The 22,590-nt window shown below is 40.2% G+C and carries 20 protein-coding genes; 11 read left to right on the forward strand and 9 right to left on the reverse strand.

Annotation, left to right across the window (positions count from 1 at the left end; all coding sequences use genetic code 11):
* Positions 1 to 410: 410 nt before the first annotated feature.
* Both hemJ and hemE read right to left on the reverse strand, forming a co-directional pair.
* Positions 411 to 956, reverse strand: a complete 546-nt coding sequence (gene hemJ / locus N6B01_RS12750; protein ID WP_262079090.1) for a protoporphyrinogen oxidase HemJ — start codon at positions 954 to 956, stop codon at positions 411 to 413.
* Positions 957 to 1,183: 227 nt separating this feature from the next.
* Entirely contained in the window at positions 1,184 to 2,209 is a 1,026-nt protein-coding gene (gene hemE, locus N6B01_RS12755) for a uroporphyrinogen decarboxylase (RefSeq protein WP_262079091.1), read from the reverse strand.
* 410 nt (positions 2,210 to 2,619) lie between these two features.
* Between hemE and N6B01_RS12760 the strand changes: the two genes are divergently transcribed.
* A complete protein-coding gene (locus N6B01_RS12760) occupies positions 2,620 to 3,435 on the forward strand; it encodes a pyruvate, water dikinase regulatory protein (protein WP_262079092.1) in 816 nt (271 codons plus the stop codon).
* 1,065 nt (positions 3,436 to 4,500) lie between these two features.
* On the opposite strand, the gene N6B01_RS12765 is transcribed toward N6B01_RS12760, so the two are convergent.
* Both N6B01_RS12765 and N6B01_RS12770 read right to left on the reverse strand, forming a co-directional pair.
* Positions 4,501 to 5,640, reverse strand: coding sequence for a CobW family GTP-binding protein (locus N6B01_RS12765; protein WP_262079093.1), 1,140 nt, complete (start codon positions 5,638 to 5,640; stop codon positions 4,501 to 4,503).
* Between the two features lie 109 nt (positions 5,641 to 5,749).
* Entirely contained in the window at positions 5,750 to 6,274 is a 525-nt protein-coding gene (locus N6B01_RS12770) for an Imm15 family immunity protein (protein WP_262079094.1), read from the reverse strand.
* Positions 6,275 to 6,499: 225 nt separating this feature from the next.
* On the opposite strand from N6B01_RS12770, the gene N6B01_RS12775 reads away from it, so the two are divergent.
* The 7 genes from N6B01_RS12775 to N6B01_RS12805 all read left to right on the forward strand — a co-directional run bounded on the left by N6B01_RS12775 (position 6,500) and on the right by N6B01_RS12805 (position 13,971).
* On the forward strand, positions 6,500 to 8,131 hold the full coding sequence (locus N6B01_RS12775) for a TIGR04028 family ABC transporter substrate-binding protein (protein ID WP_262079095.1): 1,632 nt from the start codon (positions 6,500 to 6,502) through the stop codon (positions 8,129 to 8,131).
* 106 nt (positions 8,132 to 8,237) lie between these two features.
* A complete protein-coding gene (locus N6B01_RS12780) occupies positions 8,238 to 9,182 on the forward strand; it encodes an ABC transporter permease (protein ID WP_262079096.1) in 945 nt (314 codons plus the stop codon).
* Positions 9,179 to 10,006: an ABC transporter permease gene (locus tag N6B01_RS12785; protein WP_262079097.1), complete on the forward strand. Its 828-nt coding sequence runs from the start codon at positions 9,179 to 9,181 to the stop codon at positions 10,004 to 10,006. Before N6B01_RS12780 ends, N6B01_RS12785 begins: the two co-directional genes overlap by 4 nt.
* Positions 10,006 to 11,628: a dipeptide ABC transporter ATP-binding protein gene (locus N6B01_RS12790; protein WP_262079099.1), complete on the forward strand. Its 1,623-nt coding sequence runs from the start codon at positions 10,006 to 10,008 to the stop codon at positions 11,626 to 11,628. Before N6B01_RS12785 ends, N6B01_RS12790 begins: the two co-directional genes overlap by 1 nt.
* Before the next feature lie 32 nt (positions 11,629 to 11,660).
* Positions 11,661 to 12,683 (forward strand): putative FMN-dependent luciferase-like monooxygenase, encoded by a 1,023-nt coding sequence (locus N6B01_RS12795; RefSeq protein WP_262079100.1) that lies wholly within the window; start codon positions 11,661 to 11,663, stop codon positions 12,681 to 12,683.
* Positions 12,684 to 12,753: 70 nt separating this feature from the next.
* Positions 12,754 to 13,347 (forward strand): CMD domain protein, encoded by a 594-nt coding sequence (locus N6B01_RS12800; protein ID WP_262079101.1) that lies wholly within the window; start codon positions 12,754 to 12,756, stop codon positions 13,345 to 13,347.
* 12 nt (positions 13,348 to 13,359) lie between these two features.
* A complete protein-coding gene (locus N6B01_RS12805; RefSeq protein ID WP_262080673.1) occupies positions 13,360 to 13,971 on the forward strand; it encodes an alkylhydroperoxidase domain protein in 612 nt (203 codons plus the stop codon).
* 394 nt (positions 13,972 to 14,365) lie between these two features.
* Here N6B01_RS12805 and N6B01_RS12810 read toward each other — a convergent pair whose 3' ends face one another.
* The 4 genes from N6B01_RS12810 to N6B01_RS12825 all read right to left on the reverse strand — a co-directional run bounded on the left by N6B01_RS12810 (position 14,366) and on the right by N6B01_RS12825 (position 19,223).
* Positions 14,366 to 14,608, reverse strand: a complete 243-nt coding sequence (locus N6B01_RS12810) for a DUF4170 domain-containing protein (protein WP_262079102.1) — start codon at positions 14,606 to 14,608, stop codon at positions 14,366 to 14,368.
* 101 nt (positions 14,609 to 14,709) lie between these two features.
* Positions 14,710 to 15,525: a 3'(2'),5'-bisphosphate nucleotidase CysQ gene (locus tag N6B01_RS12815; RefSeq protein WP_262079103.1), complete on the reverse strand. Its 816-nt coding sequence runs from the start codon at positions 15,523 to 15,525 to the stop codon at positions 14,710 to 14,712.
* Complete coding sequence (locus N6B01_RS12820; RefSeq protein ID WP_182418132.1) at positions 15,512 to 16,849, reverse strand: TldD/PmbA family protein; 1,338 nt, start codon at positions 16,847 to 16,849, stop codon at positions 15,512 to 15,514. The genes N6B01_RS12815 and N6B01_RS12820 overlap by 14 nt, the downstream gene beginning before the upstream one ends.
* Positions 16,850 to 16,970: 121 nt before the next feature.
* A complete protein-coding gene (locus N6B01_RS12825) occupies positions 16,971 to 19,223 on the reverse strand; it encodes a heavy metal translocating P-type ATPase (RefSeq protein ID WP_262079104.1) in 2,253 nt (750 codons plus the stop codon).
* Positions 19,224 to 19,333: 110 nt separating this feature from the next.
* Between N6B01_RS12825 and N6B01_RS12830 the strand changes: the two genes are divergently transcribed.
* From N6B01_RS12830 to N6B01_RS12840, 3 genes are all read left to right on the forward strand, one after another.
* Positions 19,334 to 19,762 (forward strand): MerR family transcriptional regulator, encoded by a 429-nt coding sequence (locus N6B01_RS12830; RefSeq protein ID WP_262079106.1) that lies wholly within the window; start codon positions 19,334 to 19,336, stop codon positions 19,760 to 19,762.
* 195 nt (positions 19,763 to 19,957) lie between these two features.
* On the forward strand, positions 19,958 to 20,761 hold the full coding sequence (xth, locus tag N6B01_RS12835) for an exodeoxyribonuclease III (RefSeq protein WP_262079107.1): 804 nt from the start codon (positions 19,958 to 19,960) through the stop codon (positions 20,759 to 20,761).
* Between the two features lie 271 nt (positions 20,762 to 21,032).
* On the forward strand, positions 21,033 to 21,626 hold the full coding sequence (locus N6B01_RS12840) for a DUF6101 family protein (protein ID WP_262079109.1): 594 nt from the start codon (positions 21,033 to 21,035) through the stop codon (positions 21,624 to 21,626).
* 2 nt (positions 21,627 to 21,628) lie between these two features.
* Here the strand turns inward: N6B01_RS12840 and N6B01_RS12845 are convergent, their stop codons facing one another.
* On the reverse strand, positions 21,629 to 22,552 hold the full coding sequence (locus N6B01_RS12845; RefSeq protein ID WP_262079111.1) for a LysR family transcriptional regulator: 924 nt from the start codon (positions 22,550 to 22,552) through the stop codon (positions 21,629 to 21,631).
* Between the last annotated feature and the right edge of the window lie 38 nt (positions 22,553 to 22,590).

Here is a 22,590-nt window from a genome sequence, read left to right on the forward strand (position 1 = left end):
TTTCATAGCTTAAAAACTGCCATAAAAAAACCGATTCGCTTAAGCTAATTCAAAAATATTTTTTAACCAATTGATTATAAATATTTTTTTATTTTTTTAAGAAATTTCTTAAAACTATTCTACTCAACAATCCCAGCGAACCTACTCACTAAAATGTTACGAATTATTAATTTAAATGCCTTTGAAATGCCACTTTTGAATTATTAATTAAAACCTATCAACCAATTAAGTTGGTATCTGGATTTTTAAGATTATTTCTTTATTTCCAGATATAGTAGAAACCGATCCCCTCTCCGGAAATCTACTATTAAAGTGCACAGATAGACCGTTGTGGTTCCCCTCACCACGACGGTCTTATTTTTTTTAAAACTATACCTTTATAATATTAATATATAAATTTCAAAACGAAATTATAAAGTATAACGTAGTACAACTACTGAAATAACGATAATAATCATTAAAATTGTTGGAACTTCATTTAAAATTCGCCATGTTTTTTCAGACTTAATATTCTTATCCTGGCCAAAAAGCCGGACACCACGTGATAAAACACCATGAAATGCCGAAAGCAAAATAACCGCCGTAAATTTCAAATGGAACCAACCATCATGAAATGCGCCAATGGTTAGGGCAAGCCAAAGCCCTGTAATCCAAGTAACAATCATCGCTGGATTGATGATGTAGCGCAAAAGGCGCTTTTCCATGCCTTTAAAAACTTCAGATGTTTCAGAACCAATTTTTACGCGGCAATGATTGACAAATAGACGCGGCAAATAAAGCATTCCCGCCATCCAACTAATAACAGCGATAATGTGGACAGCCTTAAACCAGAGCTGAGCCATTGGGCTTTCAATTTTTAGCAAAAGAAATAAACCTATAACAACAATCAGTAATGAAACAATTGCCCTTATCCAAATAGTTGTTTTGCTCATTGAGCCTGATTTTTCATTTTGCATTTTTTTGCCTAATTTTGAAATACACATAGTTTTACTGATTTATAAATTCTAAAAAATTGCTGAAAAAGCAAAGGAATCTAGAATAATTCTTGAGATTATAGCGAAGAAATTAGAAAATATGCAAAAATAATTCGTGACAATTCGACACAACAAAAAAAAGCCAAGGAAAAATCCTCGGCTTTTTTAAAAATAATATTTTAAATCAGTATCTTAATATATTTACAAATTTATGATTTAAAATTGCGAACGCGAGAAATCATCTGTTCAACATGGGTAATTGGCGTATTAGGTGTAATGCCATGACCAAGATTGAAAACCAATGGACCGTTACCAAGGGTTTTTAAAATTGCATCAACACCATCATCAAGAGCTTTGCCACCACAAACAAGGCGAAGTGGATCAAGATTACCCTGCACAGCGGTTGTTTTTTGCAGTTTTTTTGCAAAAGACAACGGTACACTCCAATCAAGCCCCAAGGCAGAAACCCCAGTTTTTTCAGCAAAATTTTCATAAAGTGCGCCGGCGCCACGCGGAAAACCAATAATTGGCACTTCTGGATAAACGGCTCTAATTTTTTCAACCATCGATAAAATTGGTTTTACGCACCATGCTTCAAAAGATTGTTCGTCTAAAATTCCCGCCCAAGAGTCAAAAATTTGCACCACATCAGCACCAGCAGCAATTTGATTAATTAAATATTGGGCAGAAACATCGGCAAGAATTGTCAATAGTTCTTGCATTTCTTGCGGGTTTTGATAGCCAAATTGCCGTGCAGGCGCCTGATCTGGCGTACCATGTCCGGCAATCATATAGGTTGCAACGGTAAAAGGTGCTCCACAAAAACCAATAAGTGCAGTTTGATCGTTAAGTTTTTGTTTAACAAGCTTAATCGTTTCAAAAGAAGGCGCTAAGCGTGCCTGCGCTTCATCTTTTTCAAGAGCCTTTATGCCATTAAGATCAATTGGTTCAAGAATAGGACCACGTCCTTCTTCAAATCTTAAATTTCTACCAAGGGCATGGGGAACAACTAGAATATCTGAAAAAAGAATAGCTGCATCAAATTGAAAGCGTTCAATTGGTTGTAATGTTACTTCTGCAGCAAGTTCTGGTTGGTAGCATAAATCTAGAAATGAACCCGCTTTTTTTCGTAATTCCCTATATTCAGGAAGATAACGTCCTGCCTGACGCATCATCCATAAAGGCGGTACGCTAAATGTTTCACCTTGGAGCACGCTTACCAATTTTTTTGTCATCAGGTTTTTTCCGTTTTTTTATTTTCTTAAATAAAGAATCTTTCTTAAAAGAGGATTCTTATTATTATAGTCTGTGAGTAATGTGGATTATCAAAAACCAGTCATTTTTCCACAGTTCGAACTTTCAATAGGGCTATATGTACAAATTAATCCATGCCTGTGTATATAGCTAAAAAAAAATGAAAAAAAGCTTATGAATCCAAAATATTGAGTATAGGCGCGTTTATGTGGAAATCTTGTGTCATTTTTTTGAAAAATGCACTATAATCCACGTAAAATTAGCTAGGTGGAAAAGCTTTCAAACAGGTGATGCTATTGTGGATGAAACTGTTGGTTATCCCCAACACGATAAGGAGTCCTCTACGGTCATCCTCGACTCTAACATTTATCAACAGCAGGGGCATTTTTCTGTGGCTAAATCAATTTCTTACTTTCACCTTCATATGATTTCAGACGCAACAGGGGAAACTTTATTGTCTGCTGGCCGCGCAGTTTCGGCCCAATATCCCAGCCACAGGGCGATAGAGCATATTTATCCTCTCATTCGTAGCGAGTCGCAGCTGCGTGACGTGATGGGTGAAATTGATGCAGAACCTGGAATTGTGCTTTATACGGTTGTTGATGAAACGATTGCCGATGAGATTAATAAGGCCTGCCAAAAAATGGGTGTTCCTTGTGCATCTGTTTTAGATCCGGTCATTTCAACCTTTCAATCCTATTTGGGGCAGGTAAAAATGCGCCGCGCTAGCGCGCAACATGTGTTGAATGCCGATTATTTTCACCGAATTGATGCATTAAATTTCACAATGGAGCATGATGATGGTCAAATGCTTGAAAATATTGATGAAGCAGACATTATTCTTGTTGGAATTTCGCGCACGTCAAAAACACCAACTAGCATTTATCTTGCCAATCGCGGTATTAAAACTGCTAATGTTCCCTTGGTTCCGCAATTTGAAGTGCCGATACAATTATTAAAAGCCAAAAATCCGTTAATTGTAGGTTTAGTGGCATCAGTTGATCGGGTGGCAACAGTGCGCAGTGCAAGGGATCTTGATGGCGGTATCAACACGCAAGCCTATATTGATCGAATTGAAATTGCTGAAGAATTAAATTATGCGCGGCGTATTTGTAACCGGCAAAATTGGCCGCTTATTGATGTCACCCGTCGTTCAATTGAAGAAACAGCTGCTGCAATTTTGGCTTTAAGACCACGCTATAAATAACTATTTGACATTTAGGTATTGTCGCAAACTTTTTTGCGCAAGGACATATCTATTTATTGTTGACGTAATATCGTTTTTAATTCTTTATTTTGTCGCATTATTAAAAGAGTAGTATTGCCCAAAGCTAAAATATTATTTTAAACTTTCGTATTCTCGAAAAGTTTATGACAAGCTCTTTAAAAAAATATACCTGCTTTAGTATGAGGAATATTATTTGATTATAATCCGGAATTATCTTGGAATGCTAAGTTAATTTAAGGGAAATTATATGACTGGGAATAGAAAATTTACATACATATTAAATACAGTTTTGATATATTTACTGTCTTTCATAGCGCAAATCATTGTTACATATATATTATTTTCTTTAATCAATAGATATTTAATAAAGCTTGGTGAATTTAATTTTTTTTATATTTTTATAATAATATTTATACCTATATTTTTTATAATAATTATTAATATTAAAATAATTTCAATTATTTCTTTTTTATTTTATTTTAGTGTATTTATATATTTTTTATTTTTTAAAAAAAGTATTTACGCTTCAGAAATGGGTTATGAATTATATTTTACTATCATAGATATTTCAAATGGTTTTGTTTCTGGAATTATTGCATTATATTTTTTTTGTTATTTGTTTTTAAATAAACGCGAATGATTTTTAAAACCCGTGTCGCAAATATCATTGGTAATCTATGTTGATATAAAAAATTGAGACTATGCATGCGAGTTTTAAGGAGCATAAAAGTGAGCATCGTTAAATTGGCTCATAAGGCTTTGAATAAATTCAGCAATGATCACCAATGTGTTTTAAATATTATATTGCAATATTTAACAGACATCTAAGTTTTAATACGCCAGTGCAAAATTTAACAGATTGTATTGCCTTGATCCTTTGGCGCAAAGCTTTATGCCAGCACCAGGCAGAACTTTCCGCTTAGGGGTAAATGCCAAGTTTTAAATGCTTTTGCATAAAAGTGCTCAATATATTTAAAAAAGCCCTAGTCATCAATTGTGACTAGGGCTTTTTTTATCAATGATAAAAAAGTATCTGTTAAGTTTTTAGAACTTATAACCTGGGATACTCAACGGGTTATCACTTAATGCTTGCCTATCTGCTGTATCAATTGCGGGTCGGTTTAAAAATGCATCAAAAAGCCCGCGCACATAGGTTTCATCCAAACCATCACCAATAATCACAAGACGTGTTTCTGCCTTATCATCTGGCCAACTATCAAGGCGTTTTGGCGGATGGAACATGCCTTGCACACCATGAATAATTAAGGGTTGGTCTGGGCGCTTAATGGTTTGGACAATGCCCTTCATACGTAAAATACGATCGCCTTGTGATGCACGCATTAAATCAACAAAGGCTTCAATTGCTGCATAATCGACCGGTTGATTATGGGTAAGACTAAAAGAGCGGATTTTGTCGCTATGCCGGTTTACATCATGATGATGACTGTGGTCATGGTGATTATGCGCGTGGTTATGTTCGTGATTATGGGCATTATGATGGTCGTGTTGGTCTTCATCGGCAAGCCAGCGTTTGACATCAGCAGTTTTATTATCAATATCATAAATACCACTGCGGAATAAGTCAGCAATATGCTGTTCAATATCGCTGCTTAAATAAATCTCGGCGCGTGGATTGATGCTGGCTATTTTGCTTCGTAAAGCCGCTAATTGGTTTTTTCCTTCAACCATATCAGCCTTGGTTATAATAACCCTATCGGCAACGGCCAATTGCTTGACAGCTTCTTGATAATTTTCCAAGGTTTTAACCCCATTTACCGCGTCAAGGGTGGTAATAACACCATCAAGCTGTAATGCTTCAATAATGATCGGATGGGCAAGCAATATTTGTAATATCGGCGCAGGATCAGCAAGACCGGTTGTTTCAATAATGATGCGGGTTAAATGATTAATTTCACCCATTTGTAATTTATCAATTAATTCTGCTAGCGTATCAACAAGATCACCCCGAATAGTGCAGCATAGACAACCATCAGAAAGGGAAATTATCCCTTCATCTGCCTTTTCAACCAAAAGATGATCAATGCCCACTTCACCAAATTCATTGATAATGACTGCGCTGTCTTTAAGCATATTATCGCGCAATAAGGTGTTTAAAAGGGTGGTTTTACCAGATCCTAGAAAACCAGTAAGGATGGTTACAGGAATATTGCGCTTTAATTGCATGGGTCTATCCTTTTAAACGGCAACTATTTTGGGTGTTTGAACTTAGCAGATTTTTAAAAATCCGCAAATCTAACCCTCTTTCTATTTTTTCGATTATTGATCTAAAAAATCATGGCTCGTGATGATAAATGGGCAGGCAATAAAGGCGATTTAAATCAGGATCATCATTTTTTGATATAAAATATCGAAATGAATTGATGATATTTAACTGCGCAAATATTGGATAAAAATAATTTTGAGACGAAAGTGAGATTTCATTATCGCTTAAAGATTTAAATAATTGCTTTTTTCTAGAAACAAGGAAATGCGGAATATAAGAATATTCTTTCTCTCTATGGTAAAAAAATGTTAGGCAGCAAAAAAAGTTGTCATAGTCTTCAGGGTTAAGATTTTCTTTGGCATGGCAATTTATTTTATCAATATAAAGGCTTGAAAATTTAATCAAAGCGGTTTCTACATCGATTTTATTTTCATTCCTTGCGCCGATGTTTATACGTTTTTTTAAGGCGGCTAGATGTGTATAGCGCGATATTAATGGAAATTCTTCAAAGCTTTCATAATCATCAATAAATATTGCAAGCTCATCAAGCTTTTCGCACTTTAGTAATTTTTCAAAAGCATCACGCTGCAACATAAATTTTTTCCAATTAAAAATAGTGAAATCTTATAGTAGCTATGGAAGGTGGAATAATTTCATAAACTGCAAACCAATGAAAATTTTAAATATTAGAATTTTTTTTTAAAACATTGCAAAAATTTAAAATCAAACACTAAAAATTCTATAATTTCATCATGAATGTGCGTTTAAAAATAACGGGGCTTGTTTATCCTTGCAAGTATCAACTTTGAGAGGATTATTATGGTCAAGCCGTCTTTGAAATCCATTTTTTTAGCAGCAAGCCTTGCGACAACATTTGCCTTGGCATCATTTAGTGCCAAAGCCGAGCAGCCAAGTCAAGGCGGTGTTCTTGTTTATTTAGATAAGCAAACCCATCATAATCTTTATCCGCCCTTGGGCGGAAATTATACCAATGGGGGTATTCTTAACCAGATTACCGATCGTTTAACCTGGCAAAATCCACAAACATTAGAAATTGAACCGTGGCTGGCAAAATCATGGGAAGTAAATGACGATGCCACCATTTATACGTTTCATCTGCGTGATGGGGTGACATTTTCTGATAAAACACCCGTTGATGCCGCAGCTATTGCCAAAAATTTCGATACTTACGGTCTTGGCAATAAGGACTTAAAACTATCTGTCTCGGAAGTCATTAATAATTATGATCGCAGCGAAGTGATTGATCCTTTAACGGTGCGTTTTTACTTTAAAAAACCATCGCCGGGCTTTTTACAAGGCACTTCAGTGATAGGTTCGGGCATTGTTTCACCTAAAACATTAAGTCTATCGCTTGATCAATTGGGTGATGCGACTAAAATTATTGGCTCTGGCCCATTTTTTGTCTCACGTGAAACATTAGGCAAAGAACTGGTTCTTAAAGTGCGTGAAGATTATAATTGGGCGCCAGAAAAATTTGCTCATCAAGGCCGTGCCTATCTTGATGAATTAAAATATCTTACCATTCCAGAAGATAATGTTCGTATTGGTGCGCTTATTGCCAAGCAGGCCAATTTTGTTAGACAATTGCAAGCCTATGATGAAGATCGCGTCAGTAAAGCGGGTAATATTGTTTATTCAGCAGGTACGCGTGGGGTTAACAACTCGCTTACATTTCGCCCTGATAATCCCATTGTTGCCGATATAAAGGTGCGTGAAGCCTTGCGTTTTGCTACTAATCGCGAAGAAATTGTCAAAAACCTCTATTCTAAAAATTATCCTCTTGCTACTTCATTGGTCGCCCATGATGCCTTTGGCTATTCCGATCAAAGTGCAAAGCTTAAATATGACAGTGCCCGCGCTGCCGCCCTGCTAGATGAAGCCGGTTGGAAGCTTGGTAGTGATGGCATTCGTAGCAAGGATGGTGAGAAACTTATTTTAACCGCGTCTGAAGCCTTGCAGCAACCGCAAAGCAAAGCGATGTTGCAGCTTATTGCCCAGCAATGGCGTAAGATTGGGGTTATTTTAAATATTAAGAATTACGATGGTTCATCAACATTGATCGATAATCTTAATCCAGAAAAAACTCCGGTGATCCCTCATATGGTTGGCCGCGCTGATGCCGATGTGGTTAAAAGCTTGTTTTATCCACTTAATCGCGATGCACTTTTGCAAAAGGGTGGTTTAAGCGACAAGGTTAAGAGCTTCCGCGATGACAAGCTTAATACTTATCTTGAAGATGTTGCAACACAAAGTGACCCGCAAAAGCGCAATGCCTTGTTAATCGAGGCGACCGATTACATTATTGATCAAGCCTATGCTATCCCAATTTTTGAAGAACCACAGGTTTATGGTGGTGCTCCAAACGTTAAAGGTATTGCGTTTGAAGCGGTTGGTCGCCCGCATTTTTATAATACATGGATTGAAAAATAAACTAAAAATATGAAGCGGTTCAATAGCTTATTACCTTTCTATAAGGTCTTGCTAAAACCGCTTCTCTTTTTAAAAAATGCTCTTGCCAGTTTAAGGAAAGAATATCATGCTGCGTTATAGTCTTAATCGGCTGGGTCAGGCACTCATTGTTTTATGGGCTGCATTTACCGCATCTTTTATCCTTTTGCAGGTTATGCCGGGCGATGCAGCATTGCTTAAATTTTTAAATCCTGAATATGGGTTAAACGCACAGCAGATTGAAGAATTGCGCGGCCGTTATGGCTTTGATGAGCCAGTCTTTTTGCAATATTTAAAAAGCCTTAGTAATTTTCTTCATGGCGATCTTGGTTTTTCCATTCAAGCTGGTGTGCCAGTTACAGAGCAATTGGTCGTTAATTTGCCGCCAACATTGCAATTGGCTGGCTTTGCTTTTCTTGCGGCAATTATATTGGCATTTTTGCTCACTCTTTTATCGAGCTTCTCTCCATTTGCGTGGTTAAAAAATTTATTTCTATCTTTGCCAAGCCTTTTTCTTGCTGTTCCGCTTTTTTGGATTGGCATTATCATGGTGCAGGTTTTTTCCTTTGAATTAGGCTGGATTTCGGTTATTGCCCCCGGACCAATTGAAGGGTTGATTTTGCCAATTGCAACGCTTGCCATTCCCATTTCTGCCCCGATGGCGCAAATATTAATGCGCGCTATGGATGAAATTGAAACCCGTCCCTTTATTATGGTTTTACAAGCGAAGGGGGCAAGCAAATGGCGAATTTTTTGGCAGCATGGTTTGCGCAATGCCGCTTTGCCAACCTTAACTGTTGCTGGCTTGCTGTTTGGTGAATTAATCAGCGGTGCGGTCGTAACTGAAACAGTTTTTGGCCTAAGTGGAATTGGCAAAATGACAGAACAGGCGGTGCGCTCGCAAGATGTTACTGTCTTGCAAGCAATTGTTGTTATTTCCGCACTTGCTTTTGTAACGATCAATTTGTTGATTGACCTATCATTCCCGTTCATTGATCCGCGCCTTAAAAAAAGTAAAGGAAAAGCCGCATGAGTGGTCACGATAAAGTTTTAAAGCTGTCATTTTTGCGCCAGCCCATTGGTTTATTGCTAGCCATTCTTATTCTTGTTTTGGCTTTGGCTTTTATTGTTTTTCCCTCGCTCTTTACTGGCTATAATCCAATTGTTGAAAGTGGCCCACAACTTGCACCCCCAAGCGCCGATCATTGGTTTGGTACCGATGATTTAAGCCGTGATTTATATGCACGTATTATTTATGGGGCGGTCTATTCCATTTCAGGCGCCTTGGCAGCGGTCGCTTTTGGTTTTGTTATTGGTGGTTTGCTTGGTCTTATATCAGGCTCGCTAGGTGGTAAAACAGACACTATTATTATGCGGTTTATTGATGTTTTATTAGCAATTCCATCACTGCTATTATCGCTTAGTCTCATTACTTTAATGGGCTTTGGTACGCTGCAAGTGGCGATTGCCGTTGGTGTTACATCGGTTGCTGGTTTCGCCCGCCTTAGCCGTGCCGAGGTTTCGCGTATTCGTCATGCCGAATATGTGGAAGCTGCCTTTGGTTCTGGTGGTAAATTTTTGCAGGTGATTTATCGTCATATTTTGCCCAATGCGCTTTATACGGTGGTTGGCTATGCGGCGTTGCAGTTTGGTCATGCTTTGCTGCAAATCGCAACCCTTGGCTTTCTTGGTTATAGCGTGCAATCACCGACGCCTGAATGGGGATTGATTATTGCTGAGGGTAGAAATTATGTTGCGACCGCATGGTGGCTTACCATCATTCCCGGGCTATTTATTATTGCGGTGGTTTTGGCCGCCAACCGCGTTAGCCGCGCCCTTACCCAGTGGAGGCCATGATGAGCAACTTGCTTCTTGATGTGCAAAATCTTTCCATCGCCTATCGTGATAAAAACAACTGGCGCCGCGTTACCCATGATGTATCCTTTAGTATGAAGGCAGGCGAATCCTTGGTTCTTGTTGGGGAATCGGGTTCAGGTAAAACCACAACCGCCCAAGCAATTTTAGGTCTATTGCCTAATAATGCGCGTATTGATCATGGGTCAATTACACTTAACAATGCCCAAATTAGCGATTGGTCAGCGCGGCGATTGCGTAATCTGCACGGTAAGGTGATTAGCTTAATTCCGCAAGATCCGTCTTCGTCACTTGATCCATTAATGACGATTGGTCAGCAAATTGGCGAAATATTTAAAATTCATAAAGCGGTCGCCAAAGCAGAAATCAAGGAAAGAGTAGTTGATTTACTACATCAGGTTGGGCTTAGCGAACCGCAACGGCGATTTGATCAATATCCGCATGAATTATCAGGCGGCATGCGTCAGCGTGTGTTGATTGCGATAGCTATCGCATTAAAACCACAGCTTATTATTGCTGATGAGCCGACATCAGCGCTTGATGTTACGGTGCAAAGACGCATTCTTGATTTGATTGATGATATTCGCCAAGATTTTGGCTCAAGTTTGTTAATGGTAACCCATGATCTTGGTGTTGCAAGCGACCGTGCTGATCGCATTATCGTCATGCAAAATGGTGCCATTCAAGAAAGTGGTGATAGCCGCGCGATTTTATCCAATCCGCAATCAAGTTACACCAAAAAACTGGTTGCCAATGATCCATCTTTAACCGTGCCGCCGATCCGCCAACTCGATTTGGTTGATCGTGATATATTGGTTGAGCTGCGTCATATTGATATTGATTATGGTGGACGGCAAACCTATCGTGCTATTGATGATCTCTCATTTAGTGTGCAGCGCGGTACAACCCATGCAATTGTTGGTGAATCTGGTTCGGGTAAAACTAGCACTATTCGAGCTTTATGTGGATTTTTAAAACCAACAAGTGGCGAAATCATTATTGATGGCACCGATATGACCGGCTTAAAAGGCGAAGAATTACGCCAATTTCGCCGCCATATTCAACTTGTTTATCAAAATCCTTATGGCTCGCTTGATCCGCAATATACGATTGGCAAAATTATCGAGGAACCCTTACTCAATTTTCAACCTGTGAGTAAAGCAGAACGGCGCGCGCGTGTGTTGGATTTGTTGGCTGAGGTGGAGTTACCACAAGATTTTATTGATCGCCGTCCCCATGCGCTTTCTGGCGGACAGCGTCAAAGGGTAGCAATTGCCCGCGCGCTTATTTTAAGACCAGATATTTTGGTTTTAGATGAAGCCGTTTCAGCCCTTGATGTTACGGTGCAAGCACAAATATTGACCCTGCTTGAGCGGCTTCAAAAAGAAGCAAATTTGACCTATATTTTTGTAAGCCATGATCTTTCAGTTGTGCGTAAAATATCTGATACAGTTACCGTTTTGCAAAATGGACGTGTCGTTGAAAGTGGCTGTGTTGAAGATATTTTTACTCACCCTTCGCAAAATTATACCAAAGAGCTTATTGCAGCAATTCCGGGCAAGGCCAATGCTTTGCATAAATCGGTGCTTTCTGCCCAATTATAAATGACATAGATTTTGAAATTTAAAGGTTTGCTATGACAAATGTAAATGATTTTTTTAAAAACCGAAAACTTGGCTTTTTTACCCGTTTATTAGATGATGTTGACGCAAAACAACGCTATGCCTTGGCGCAACAACAAATTATTCATGCTGAAAAATTTGGCTTTCACACTGCTTGGGTGGCGCAGCACCATTTTCATCCCGATGAAGGTGGCTTGCCCTCCCCTGTTGCTTTCTTGGCAAATTTAGCCGCTAAAACCAATAAAATTCGCCTTGGCACAGGTGTTATCACTTTGTCGATGGAAAATCCGATAAGAGTTGCAGAAGATACTGCGGTTTTGGATTTATTATCTGATGGGCGCTTAGAGCTTGGCTTTGGCACTGGTGGCACGCGCGAGTCTTTTGAAGCCTTTGGCGTTGATCCGGATAATCGCGGCGAAGTTTATGCAAATTACCTTAAAGTTTTACGCGCTGCCTTTAATGGTGAAGATCTTTACAAAGGCAATCATCTTTATCCACCTGCACCGCATTTATTAGATCGTTTTTGGATGGCGACATTTTCAAGCTTTGGCGGTAAACTTGCCGGTGAAGCAGGTGATGGTTTGATGTTATCGCGCACCCAACCACGCCCAAAAGACAATAGTGATGCGAGCCTTGATGCCTTGCAAAACCCGATTATTGATGCCTATTTGGCGGCATTGCCAAAGGGTAAAATACCGCGCATTATGGCATCGCGCAGCCTTTTTGTATCAACGGATCGCCAGCGAGCATTAAGCCTTGCTGAAGTTGGACTACGTCGTGCGGCTGAGCGTTTTGAAAAAGCAGGGCAACCAGCTCGCGGACATAGCCTTGAAGAATTGATAGCTTCTTTTGATTTGCATGTCGGCACGCCTGACGAGGTGATTGCATCTTTGCAAAAGGATACAACTTTGTTGCGGGCAACAGATATCGTCTTCCAAGTCCATTCGGTAGAGCCACCTCACGAAGATATTTTAAAATCGATTGAGCTTACCGCCCAAGAGGTTGCACCGGCGCTTGGTCTTTCACTTAATCATTAACTTTTGCATTAAAAATGCGAAATTGATTAGGTATTTTATTTCAATATGTTTTCGATAAAGGGTTGATTTGATGGCTGATAGTGATGTTATTGATAAAATGGTTGGGCAAAAACTTGCGCTGCGGCAACGCCGACCAATTACGGTTACTCAAACCCAAAAAAGCTATGAAGCTTTGTTTGAAAATAAAGATAATGCTAGTTTTTCTATAGCCGATCGTTTTGCTGTAGCGGCTTTCATTGCACTTTTACATCAAGTGGATGAAGCTGCGCAGTTTTACCTTGAAAAATTATCAAAAATTGCTGCGCAAAAGGCAGATTTTGTCCAACAAGCGGCAGAAACTGCTTTAACCACCGGCCCTTATGGGCATTATCCTACTGGTCCTTTAAGTCGCGAAGATGAAGATGGGCTTTTATGGCAGGCTGATGATGGTTTGCGCGGTTCTCTTGGTGATAAGTTAATTGCCGGATTTGAGCATGGTCATTTATTGGTCTTTCATCCGCGTGATAGTGCCAAAAATGATATTGATAAGCTTGTTCATGCGGGTTGGTCTAATGATGATATTGTGACGCTTTCCCAGCTTATTGCTTTTCTTAGCTATCAAATTCGCCTTGTCGTTGGTTTGAAAGTTTTAGCCAATAAACCGCAATCCGTGCAAAAGCCATAAGGGAGGCATATGATGAGCAATAACGCTGCTAATAACGCATTACAAAATAATGCGCCAAATGTTTTTTCTCGCGATTTTTTCGATTGGCTACCTTGGTTATCACCCATTCTTGAAGCTGAACTGACCGAGCGGCAAAGAACAGCTCTTGTTGATAGTGCAAGGGCAAAATCTCAATATTTTACCCTTTTAGCGCGTGATCCAGATATTTTGGAAGCACGCACCTTAGCAGATAAGGACATTTTTTATAATACTAAGGACGGATTACCAAGGGCAGAACGTGAATTGGCCGCCACCGCAACATCACGTTTTAATGGCTGTATTTATTGTGCCTCAGTTCATGCCCGCCATGCTGCACAATATTCCAAACGTGTTGATGATGTTGATAATTTGTTAAAAAATGGTGTTAATGTAGATTTGCAACCGCGTTGGAATGCTATTATCGCAGCAGCTATTGCCCTTACCCAGACACCGCCACATTTTAATCAAAGCCATGTTGATGGTTTGCATGATGCTGGGCTTAATGATGATGAAATTGGTGATGTTATTCATGCCGCTAGTTTTTTTAATTGGGCAAATCGTTTGATGCTATCGCTTGGTGAACCGCAAATCATCAAGGCAGAGTAATTGCGTCATGATCTAAAAATTGCTGCATAATTTGTTTATGCACTAACAAATAAAATTGGGCATTTGGCAATTCATAAAAAACCAAAATGCCCAATTAAAAATAAAGGTTTTAACCTAGAAGATTAGGGTCAGGACCTATTAATTTGAACGAAATGGTATGAGGAAATTTTTGTGAGAACAAGGAGAAGAACCGCAGGAAATATAAATATTTTCAAGGGGTTTCGACAAAGTTATCGCGAAAATTTCTCATATCCTGAAAGGACACAAAAACAGCTGTAATCTACTGCGTCATAAAGCTCAAATGGGTATACCACCCACTTTTTGCTTTCCTCCTTGTATATTTTTGCTGTTTATTGTGCCATTTCATTTAAATTAATAGGTCCTGACCCTAAACCTATGCGCCTTCATCTTCAGGATTTAACAAGCGGTGAAGATGCACAACATAATAGCGTTGCAATGCATTATCAACTGTGGCTTGTGCTTTGGCTTTCCATGCCACTTGTGCTGAAGCATAATCTGGGTAAATGCCGACAATATCAAGCTTATCAAGATCGCGGAATTCGCTACTGTCAACACTCTTTAACTCGCCACCAAAAACAAGGTGTAGAAGCTGTTTTTTTTCAGCTGTTGCGGGCATTATAGTCTCCTTGAATTTTAATAATTTTAAAGTGCAATAACATTGGGTAAAACTACTTTAAAACCGCTTTATTTCGTATATTTGAATAATAATAATGATGATTAATCTTTTAACGCTTTATGTACAATATCTAAAGCTATTTTAAAATTTTTTGCTGATGCGGCAATCAAAATACCGTGACAAAATGGTTCTTTTCCATAGATAAGTGGCTTTTGCTGCCTGTTAAGCAAAGCACCACCTGCACATTCAACAATGATATCGGCAGCGGCAATATCCCAATCATGGGCATTGGGGCGCACCAAAACCATATCAACCTTGCCACTAGCAAAAAGGGCTAATCTATAGGCAAGTGACGACACATTGGCTTTAAAAATATAATCTTGGTGCAGTTCTGGTGTAATCTTTTTCATCCATGAACCAGCGCATGAAATAACAGGGCGGCGAAAATACTCATCATTGGCAATGGCTAAAACCATATCATTATTATACGCTTTGCCATTAATGGGGGCGATAAAATGCTCGCCAGTTACCGGGCAATGCAGGACGCCGCAAATTGGGCGCCCATTTTCAATAATCGCAATAGAAATGCACCAGTTATTTTGGCCTTCGATAAAACCACGCGTGCCATCAATGGGATCAACCACAAAGAAACGTTGATATTGCTGGGCGGGGCGTTCATCGGCTGTTTCTTCAGATATCCAACCATATTGCGGACGCGCTTTTAGCAAAGCTTCTTTCAAATAGCGGTCAACCGCAAAATCAGCTTCTGTTACCGGAGAGTTACCCTCCTTATGCCAAATTTTGGGATTTTGTTTAAAAAAGCCCATAGCGATGTGACCTGCTTGACGCGCCGCATCGCTTATCAGTCTTAAATCATCACTTATTGCTTGATGTCTTAAGCTATTATTTTCCGGCAAGTGTCATTCCTTCAATTAACAAGCTTGGCGAAGCAATGCCATAACGGCGGTCAAGATCGTCTGCCGCTTGCATATGAGCAAACATATGTAAAAGGTTGGAGCCCAAAGTTACTTCACTCACTGGATAGGTAATCTCACCATTTTCAATCCAAAAGCCCGATGCACCGCGGCTATATTGGCCTGTTACCAGATCGACACCATGACCAACCAATTCGGTGACGTAAAAACCGCTTTTAAGTGACTTTATCATATCCTCGCGGCTGATATTACCGCTTTCAATGGTAAAGTTAGTGGATGCCGGCGCAACGCTATTGGATGAGCGTACGCCATGGCCATTGGTTGTTAAGCCAAGCTCCATTGCGGCAGAGGTGGATAAGAGCCAATTTTGCAAAACACCATCTTTAACGATTTCCAGCATTTGCCCTTCAACGCCTTCCCCATCAAACGGGCGGGACGAGCTGCCCCGCACTTTGAGCGGATTATCAGTGATAGTGATGCCTTGCGGCATGATGGCTTGCCCCATTTTCTCACGCAATAGGCTGGTTTTTCTAGCAACTGATGCACCATTAACTGCACTAGCAATATGGGCGGCAATACCGCGCGCCATGCGTGGATCAAAAATCACATCGACTGTGCCAGTCTTTGCCCGTTGCGCGCCAAGGCGGGCAACAGTACGCTCACCTGCTCTTTGTCCGATATGATGGCTATGATCAAGGTCTGCAAAGTGCAGTGCCGTACTATAATCATAATCGCGTTCCATTGCTGTGCCAGTGCCGGCAACAACGCTGCAAGAGCGAGAAAATCGCGAACTCATATAATGGCCGCAAAAACCATCACTTGTCACCAATACCATGCCGCCTGCGCCACATGCTGCCCCTGCACCGCCAGAATTGCTGACGCCCTTTACAGCTAATGCGGCTTCTTCCATTGCAAGCGCTTCATGGGTTAAAGCTGCACTATCTAAATCTGTTGCATCAAATAAATCAAGATCACGTGGCTTATGCTGCAAAAGTTTAGGATCAGCCAAACCTTCAAAAGGGTTTTCAGGAGATACTTTTGCCATAGCAACGGCGCGAATTGCCAAAGCTTGAGGATCGGATTGAGAATTAGCCGAAATAGTTGCAACTTTTTTGCCTAAAAAAACGCGTAATGAAAAATCATCACTCTCTGAACTATCGGTCGATTCAACTTTGCCAAGCCGCACACTAACTTGCCGTGAGCGTGAGCGGATAACCACAGCATCAGCCGCATCGGCACCAGCCTTTTTTGCTGCCTCAACCAAGGCGGATGCCTTATCGATTAAACCTTGTGCATCACCACTCATAAAAGCTCTCCATCATTTAATCTTTATTACCCTATTCTATTAGAGCAATTCGCAAATTGTGTGAAGCACCTTTTTTGGGTTAAAATAAATGGTGATGCTTAATCAACGCCTGACCTTAGCTTTAATCTTTTTTCCAAGCTAAGAGCCGCAGCGCATTTAAGGTTACTAGCAAAGTTGCACCGGTGTCAGCAAAAATGGCTAGCCATAAATCGGTAAACCAGAATAAAGTAGCAAGCAAAAATACAATTTTTAACCCCAGCGCAATGGCAACATTTTGGTGAATGTTACGCATCGTAGCTTTGGCCATTTTTATTAAGGTTACAACATCGCTAACACGGTTGCGTAAAATAGCAGCGTCCGCCGTTTCAAGTGCAACATCGGTGCCAGAGCCCATGGCAATGCCAGTATCAGCCAAGGCAAGCGCTGGTGCATCATTAATGCCATCGCCCACCATTGCAGTTAAACCTTTGGTTTTTAAATCGGCAATAATTTTTGATTTCGTTTCCGGTAGCAACTCGCTATAGGCATCTATGCCAAGCTCTTGGCTAATAGCATTTGCTGTCCGGCTATTGTCACCGGTTAGCATAAGTGGCTTTATCTTCAGCTGCTTTAAGGCGGTCATTGCCGATTTTGCGTCTTTTCTTGGTTCATCTCGCATTGCAATAATGCCAATGACTGCATTTTGTTCAACAAGTACGATTGTTGTATTGCCTTTTTCTTCTAACTTGGTAATTTTAGCTTCAACCAATGGCGTTAGGGTGGCATAATCCTTGGCAAAGCGTGGTGCACCAAGAAACAGTGTTTTGCCATTATAATCGGCAGTTAAGCCCTTGCCTTGCAACGTGCTTACATTGCTTAAATCACATGGCTTTATATCATGCTCTGCTGCATAAGTGACAATGGCTTGCGCAAGCGGGTGGCTCGATATGCTTTCCATGGCGCTTGCTATACTAACTATATTGCCCACGTTTTCATCAAGCGTATTATTATTGACTGCAAATACTTTGCTAACGATTGGCGTGCCATTGGTGAGCGTACCAGTTTTATCAAAGGCAATAATGCTTGTTTTGGCAAGCGTTTCTAACACTTGCCCGCCTTTAATCAATAATCCGCGTTTGGTACCACTTGCTAAAGCCGATGCAATTGAGGCTGGAACGGAAATAACCAAAGCGCATGGGCAGCCAATCAATAAGAGAGCAAGCGCTTTATAAATCCATTTTTGCCAATCACCATCAAACAATAGCGGTGGTATCAATGCTGTGAGTAAGGCGATTCCAACGATAATCGGCATATAATAGCGGGCAAAATTATCAATAAAGCGCTCGGTTGGAGCTTTTGCTTCTTGGGCATTTTCAACCAGTTCAATAATGCGGGCAATGGTATTATCGCTAGCGTTTTTTAGCACTTTAATGCGCATGGCATCACCAAGATTAATCGAGCCGGCAAAAACACTATCGCCTTGCTCTTTGGTCTTTGGCATTGATTCACCGGTTATTGGTGCTTCATTTACGCTTGATATACCATCAAGAACCATGCCATCGGCAGCAATCCTATCACCAGTGCGGGCAATAATAATATCGTTAATTTTCAAAGCATCAACGGATGTTTCAATAAGCCCTTCTTTTGTTTCAATAAACGCAGTTTTAGGGGCAAGGTCATGCAATGCTTTGATGCCCGCGCGGGCACGCCCTGCCGCAACCCCTTCTAATAATTCGCCAATCAAAAAAAGTACAATGACAATGGCGGCTTCCTCCGCAGCATTGATAAAAATTGCGCCAATAGCGGCGATGGTAATCAACATCTCAATGGTGAAAAAACTACCTGTGCGTATGGCGGCAAAGGCGCGGCTTGCAACTGGATAAAGGGCAATTAGGCTTGCAGCCATGAAAGCTGGCGCAGCCCATTGCGGTGTAATAAAACTAATAATATAGGCAAGTATGACGAGGCTAATTGCTGAAAACACCATGCGTGCTTTAGCTGTTTGCCACCAAACAACGTCATCTGTTATATTTGGTTGCTTTTGGTCATTTAGCGGCTTTGCACTATAACCAAGGCTAGCAATTGTCTTTTCGATTTGTTGTGGGGTGGTTTTGCTTTCATCTATTTGCAAAGATAAGGTTTCGCGCATTAATGATACACGGACATTATCAACGCCTTGCATATTTTTCATTGCATTGGTGATTTTTACTGTGCAGGCAGCGCAATCCATACCTTTAATCGCCCAAACTATATCACCTTGTTGAGGTATATTTTCGTCACCTTCAATAAGCGCGATCTCTTGGTCATGGTGATGATTATGATCGTGGTGATGATTATGGTCATGCTTTTGATCGTCTACATTTTGCCCTTTTTGCGTAAATTCATTGTTTGACATGGTATAAGCTCCAATTTTTAGCCTTTCATTGCAACTAAAGGCTGGTATTTTATTCCTGTCTTTCTTATGTAATCCCTGTAGTAACTACAGGTTCAAGAGGAAAAATGACCATGCGGCAAAATTCTATTGGCGAACTGGCAAAACGCACTGGCTGCAATATAGAAACCATTCGCTATTATGAAAAAATTGGTCTTTTAGATGAGGCAGAACGTACCAGCGGCAACCAACGCCGCTATGACGAAACGCATTACAACCGCCTGCTTTTCATCCTTCATGCACGTGAGCTTGGCTTTTCGATAGAAGCAATAAGGCAGTTGATTAAATTGTCAAAACATCCAGAGCAACCCTGCGGTGAAGCCGATCACATTGCTGTGACCCAATTGCAAGCGGTGCGTCAACGCATTGAACGGTTAAAATTATTGGAAAAAGAACTGGTTCGCATGACTGAAAAATGTGAAAACCACACCATTCATGATTGCCGCGTTATTGAAACCCTTGCCGCTTGTGGTGATTGTTTTGGCGATCATCACCGAAAATAAAAACGCAAATAAAATATATAAAGCATCTTATTGTAACGAGTTGTGAAGAGCTTGAATGGACATTATGCTTGTATTTATATAGTTTTGCGCTATTTTACCGTTTTTATAATATAATAGGTTCTAACCCTAAAAAAACTATCAATAAAGCAGTATTTTTCTGCCCTACTGATACTTGCAAGGAACGTTCTAAACCCCATGACCTTATCTATTACCACTTGGAATATTAATTCGGTGCGGTTGCGCGAAAATATCGTGCTTGATTTTTTAAACCAAGAAAAACCTGATATTTTATGCTTGCAGGAAACAAAATGTCCTGATGATGCCTTTCCGTCTAAAAATTTTAAGGCTGCCGGCTATGAATATATGGCAATTAGTGGCCAAAAAGGCTATCATGGTGTCGCAATTCTATCACGCTTACCATTGAGTGATATGAAAACTAGGCTTTTCTGTACTATTGATGATCGCCGTTATGTATCGGTGGTTTTTGAAGCAGGTAATAAGAAAATTCGGCTGCATAATTTTTATGTACCTGCTGGTGGCGACGAACCTGATCCCGAAATTAACCCCAAATTTGCTCATAAGCTTGCTTTTTTAGAAGAAATGTTAGCGATCCGCGCTGATGAAAATGATGGTATATCTTCCATTTTAGTGGGTGATTTGAATATTGCTCCCCTTGAAAACGATGTTTGGTCGCATAAGCAATTGTTAAAAATTGTTAGCCATACGCCGATCGAGGTTGAAGGGCTGAATAAAGTGCTTCATCAAGGTGCTTGGGTCGATTTAATGCGTGAAATTATTCCGCCTGAAGATAAGCTTTACACTTGGTGGAGCTATCGCGCTAAAGATTGGCAAGCTGCTAATCGAGGCCGCCGTCTTGACCACATTTGGGGTTCAAAAGATCTGGTTAGCCATTTAAAGGCGATAGATATTAAAACAGAGGCACGCAGCTGGGAAAAACCATCTGACCATGTTCCGGTAACCGCGCGTTTTGACATTTAGTCTTTTCGTTCTTTCAACGTTAAAGGGGCCGTAACAACGGCTCTTTTTTTATGTTTCAAAACGAATTTTTTAACATAGTATAAAATTAGCTTTTTGCTAACCAAACATTTATTTAATTTAAAAACATAATTGATTAACCTTAGCCATTAAGTTTCCTGATAATATTTATCTTTATAAGCTTTAATACATACCCTGTTGGGGAGGGTATTTGAGCCATTTCAATTTATAAAGTTGAAATGTGCTATTTTTTGTTGAAGTAATGAGGGTTATAATGGCAGGACGTTGGGCAGATTGCTGGAATGAACAAAGTGAGCATATGCATGAATTGCGATTGGATCCTTGCCATTTGCCACAAAAAATTGCCTTTCACGGTCAAAATACAGTATTTTGTGGCACATTGACAGAAAATACTATTATTGTGCAGCAAGATAACAGTGCAGCTAATAGCGATTTACCACAAGATAGCAATGTCATTAAGATTATTCCGCTATCCTCTTATTACGGTGTGAGCGCCCATCGTTTAAAGGGCGGTAAAAATGATAATTTATTGGCATTGATGCTGGTGCATAAAGACCCTAGCCTTTCTATTCCTTTGTTGATTTCTGATAATTATGATGACGTGCTATTGGATTGGCGGCTATGGGCTGATCTTTATAATTTACCAATGATGGTGATTGACGAATTTGATGAATTACGCCCAGTTCGTGAATGTGCGCCGCTTGATTATTTTTTGCGTGAATATGCACCCTTGCAATCTTTGTTAACAGACAAAACAACAATTGGCAAAAAGCGCTTTCAATTGCGGCTACCTAATCGGCGGTTGAAATTACGCTTGAAACTTTCTAACCGGCTTATTCTCGTTTAATTTTATGCCTTTGCGTGAACCCAAGGCTGTTTGGTTAGTGCTTGGGCAATATGGTCGATAAGGGCTTGCACCCGATGTGGTCTTTTACGCCCTGGCGGTGTCACAATATGCAGCATTAATGGCTTGATGTGCCAATCATCCAATGCTGTTTGTAAGCTACCATTTTGCAACTCATCCCAAACTAGAAATTCTGGTTGGAGTGCAACACCCAATCCAGCAAGTAAAGCAGGAGTTAAAGCTTCAGCATTATTAGCTTGCATTTGCGCCTTGGTTATTTGGGTAAATTCACCATGCTCTTTATGAACAAAACTCCAACCTTTTTTACCAAAATTATAGGCATATTTAAATGTCTTATGGTTGGCAAGATCACGCGGATGCTCGAGCTTACCATGATTGGCAAAATAACTTGGTGAACCAACCAGAAGAATGCGCACGGAACAAAGACTGCGGATAATAAGGCTTGAATCAACCATATTGGCAATCCGTAAAGAAAGGTCGATTTTATCCTCAATAAGATCAATCTGCTTATCGGAATAATCCGCGTCAATTTCAACATCTTGGTGTTGCATCAAAAAATCAGTAAGGATGGGTGCTACATATTTAACCCCAAAGGAAATTGGCAACGAAATACGTATGCGGCCACGTAAACTTGTTGCTTGCTCGCTTATTTCTTCTTCAATTGCATGACCATTTTCAAGAATAGCGATGGCACGCTCTAATGCGGCATATCCAGCCTCGGTTAAAGAAATTGCCCGTGATGTGCGTTGCACCAACATGACATTTAACCGCGTCTCTAAACGGGAAATTGCTTTGGAAACGGTTGCTTGCGAAAGGTTAAGCTCGGAGGCTGCCTTAGCAAAAGATCCCATTTCTGCAACTTTGGCAAATATTGCCCATCCTTCTAAATCGGGTAATATTGTTGCCATGCCTTTGATCCCATGTCTTTGATCCCATGCCTATCAAT

The organism is Bartonella sp. HY406, assembly GCF_025449315.1.
In the GTDB taxonomy this organism is placed as follows: Bacteria; Pseudomonadota; Alphaproteobacteria; order Rhizobiales; family Rhizobiaceae; genus HY038.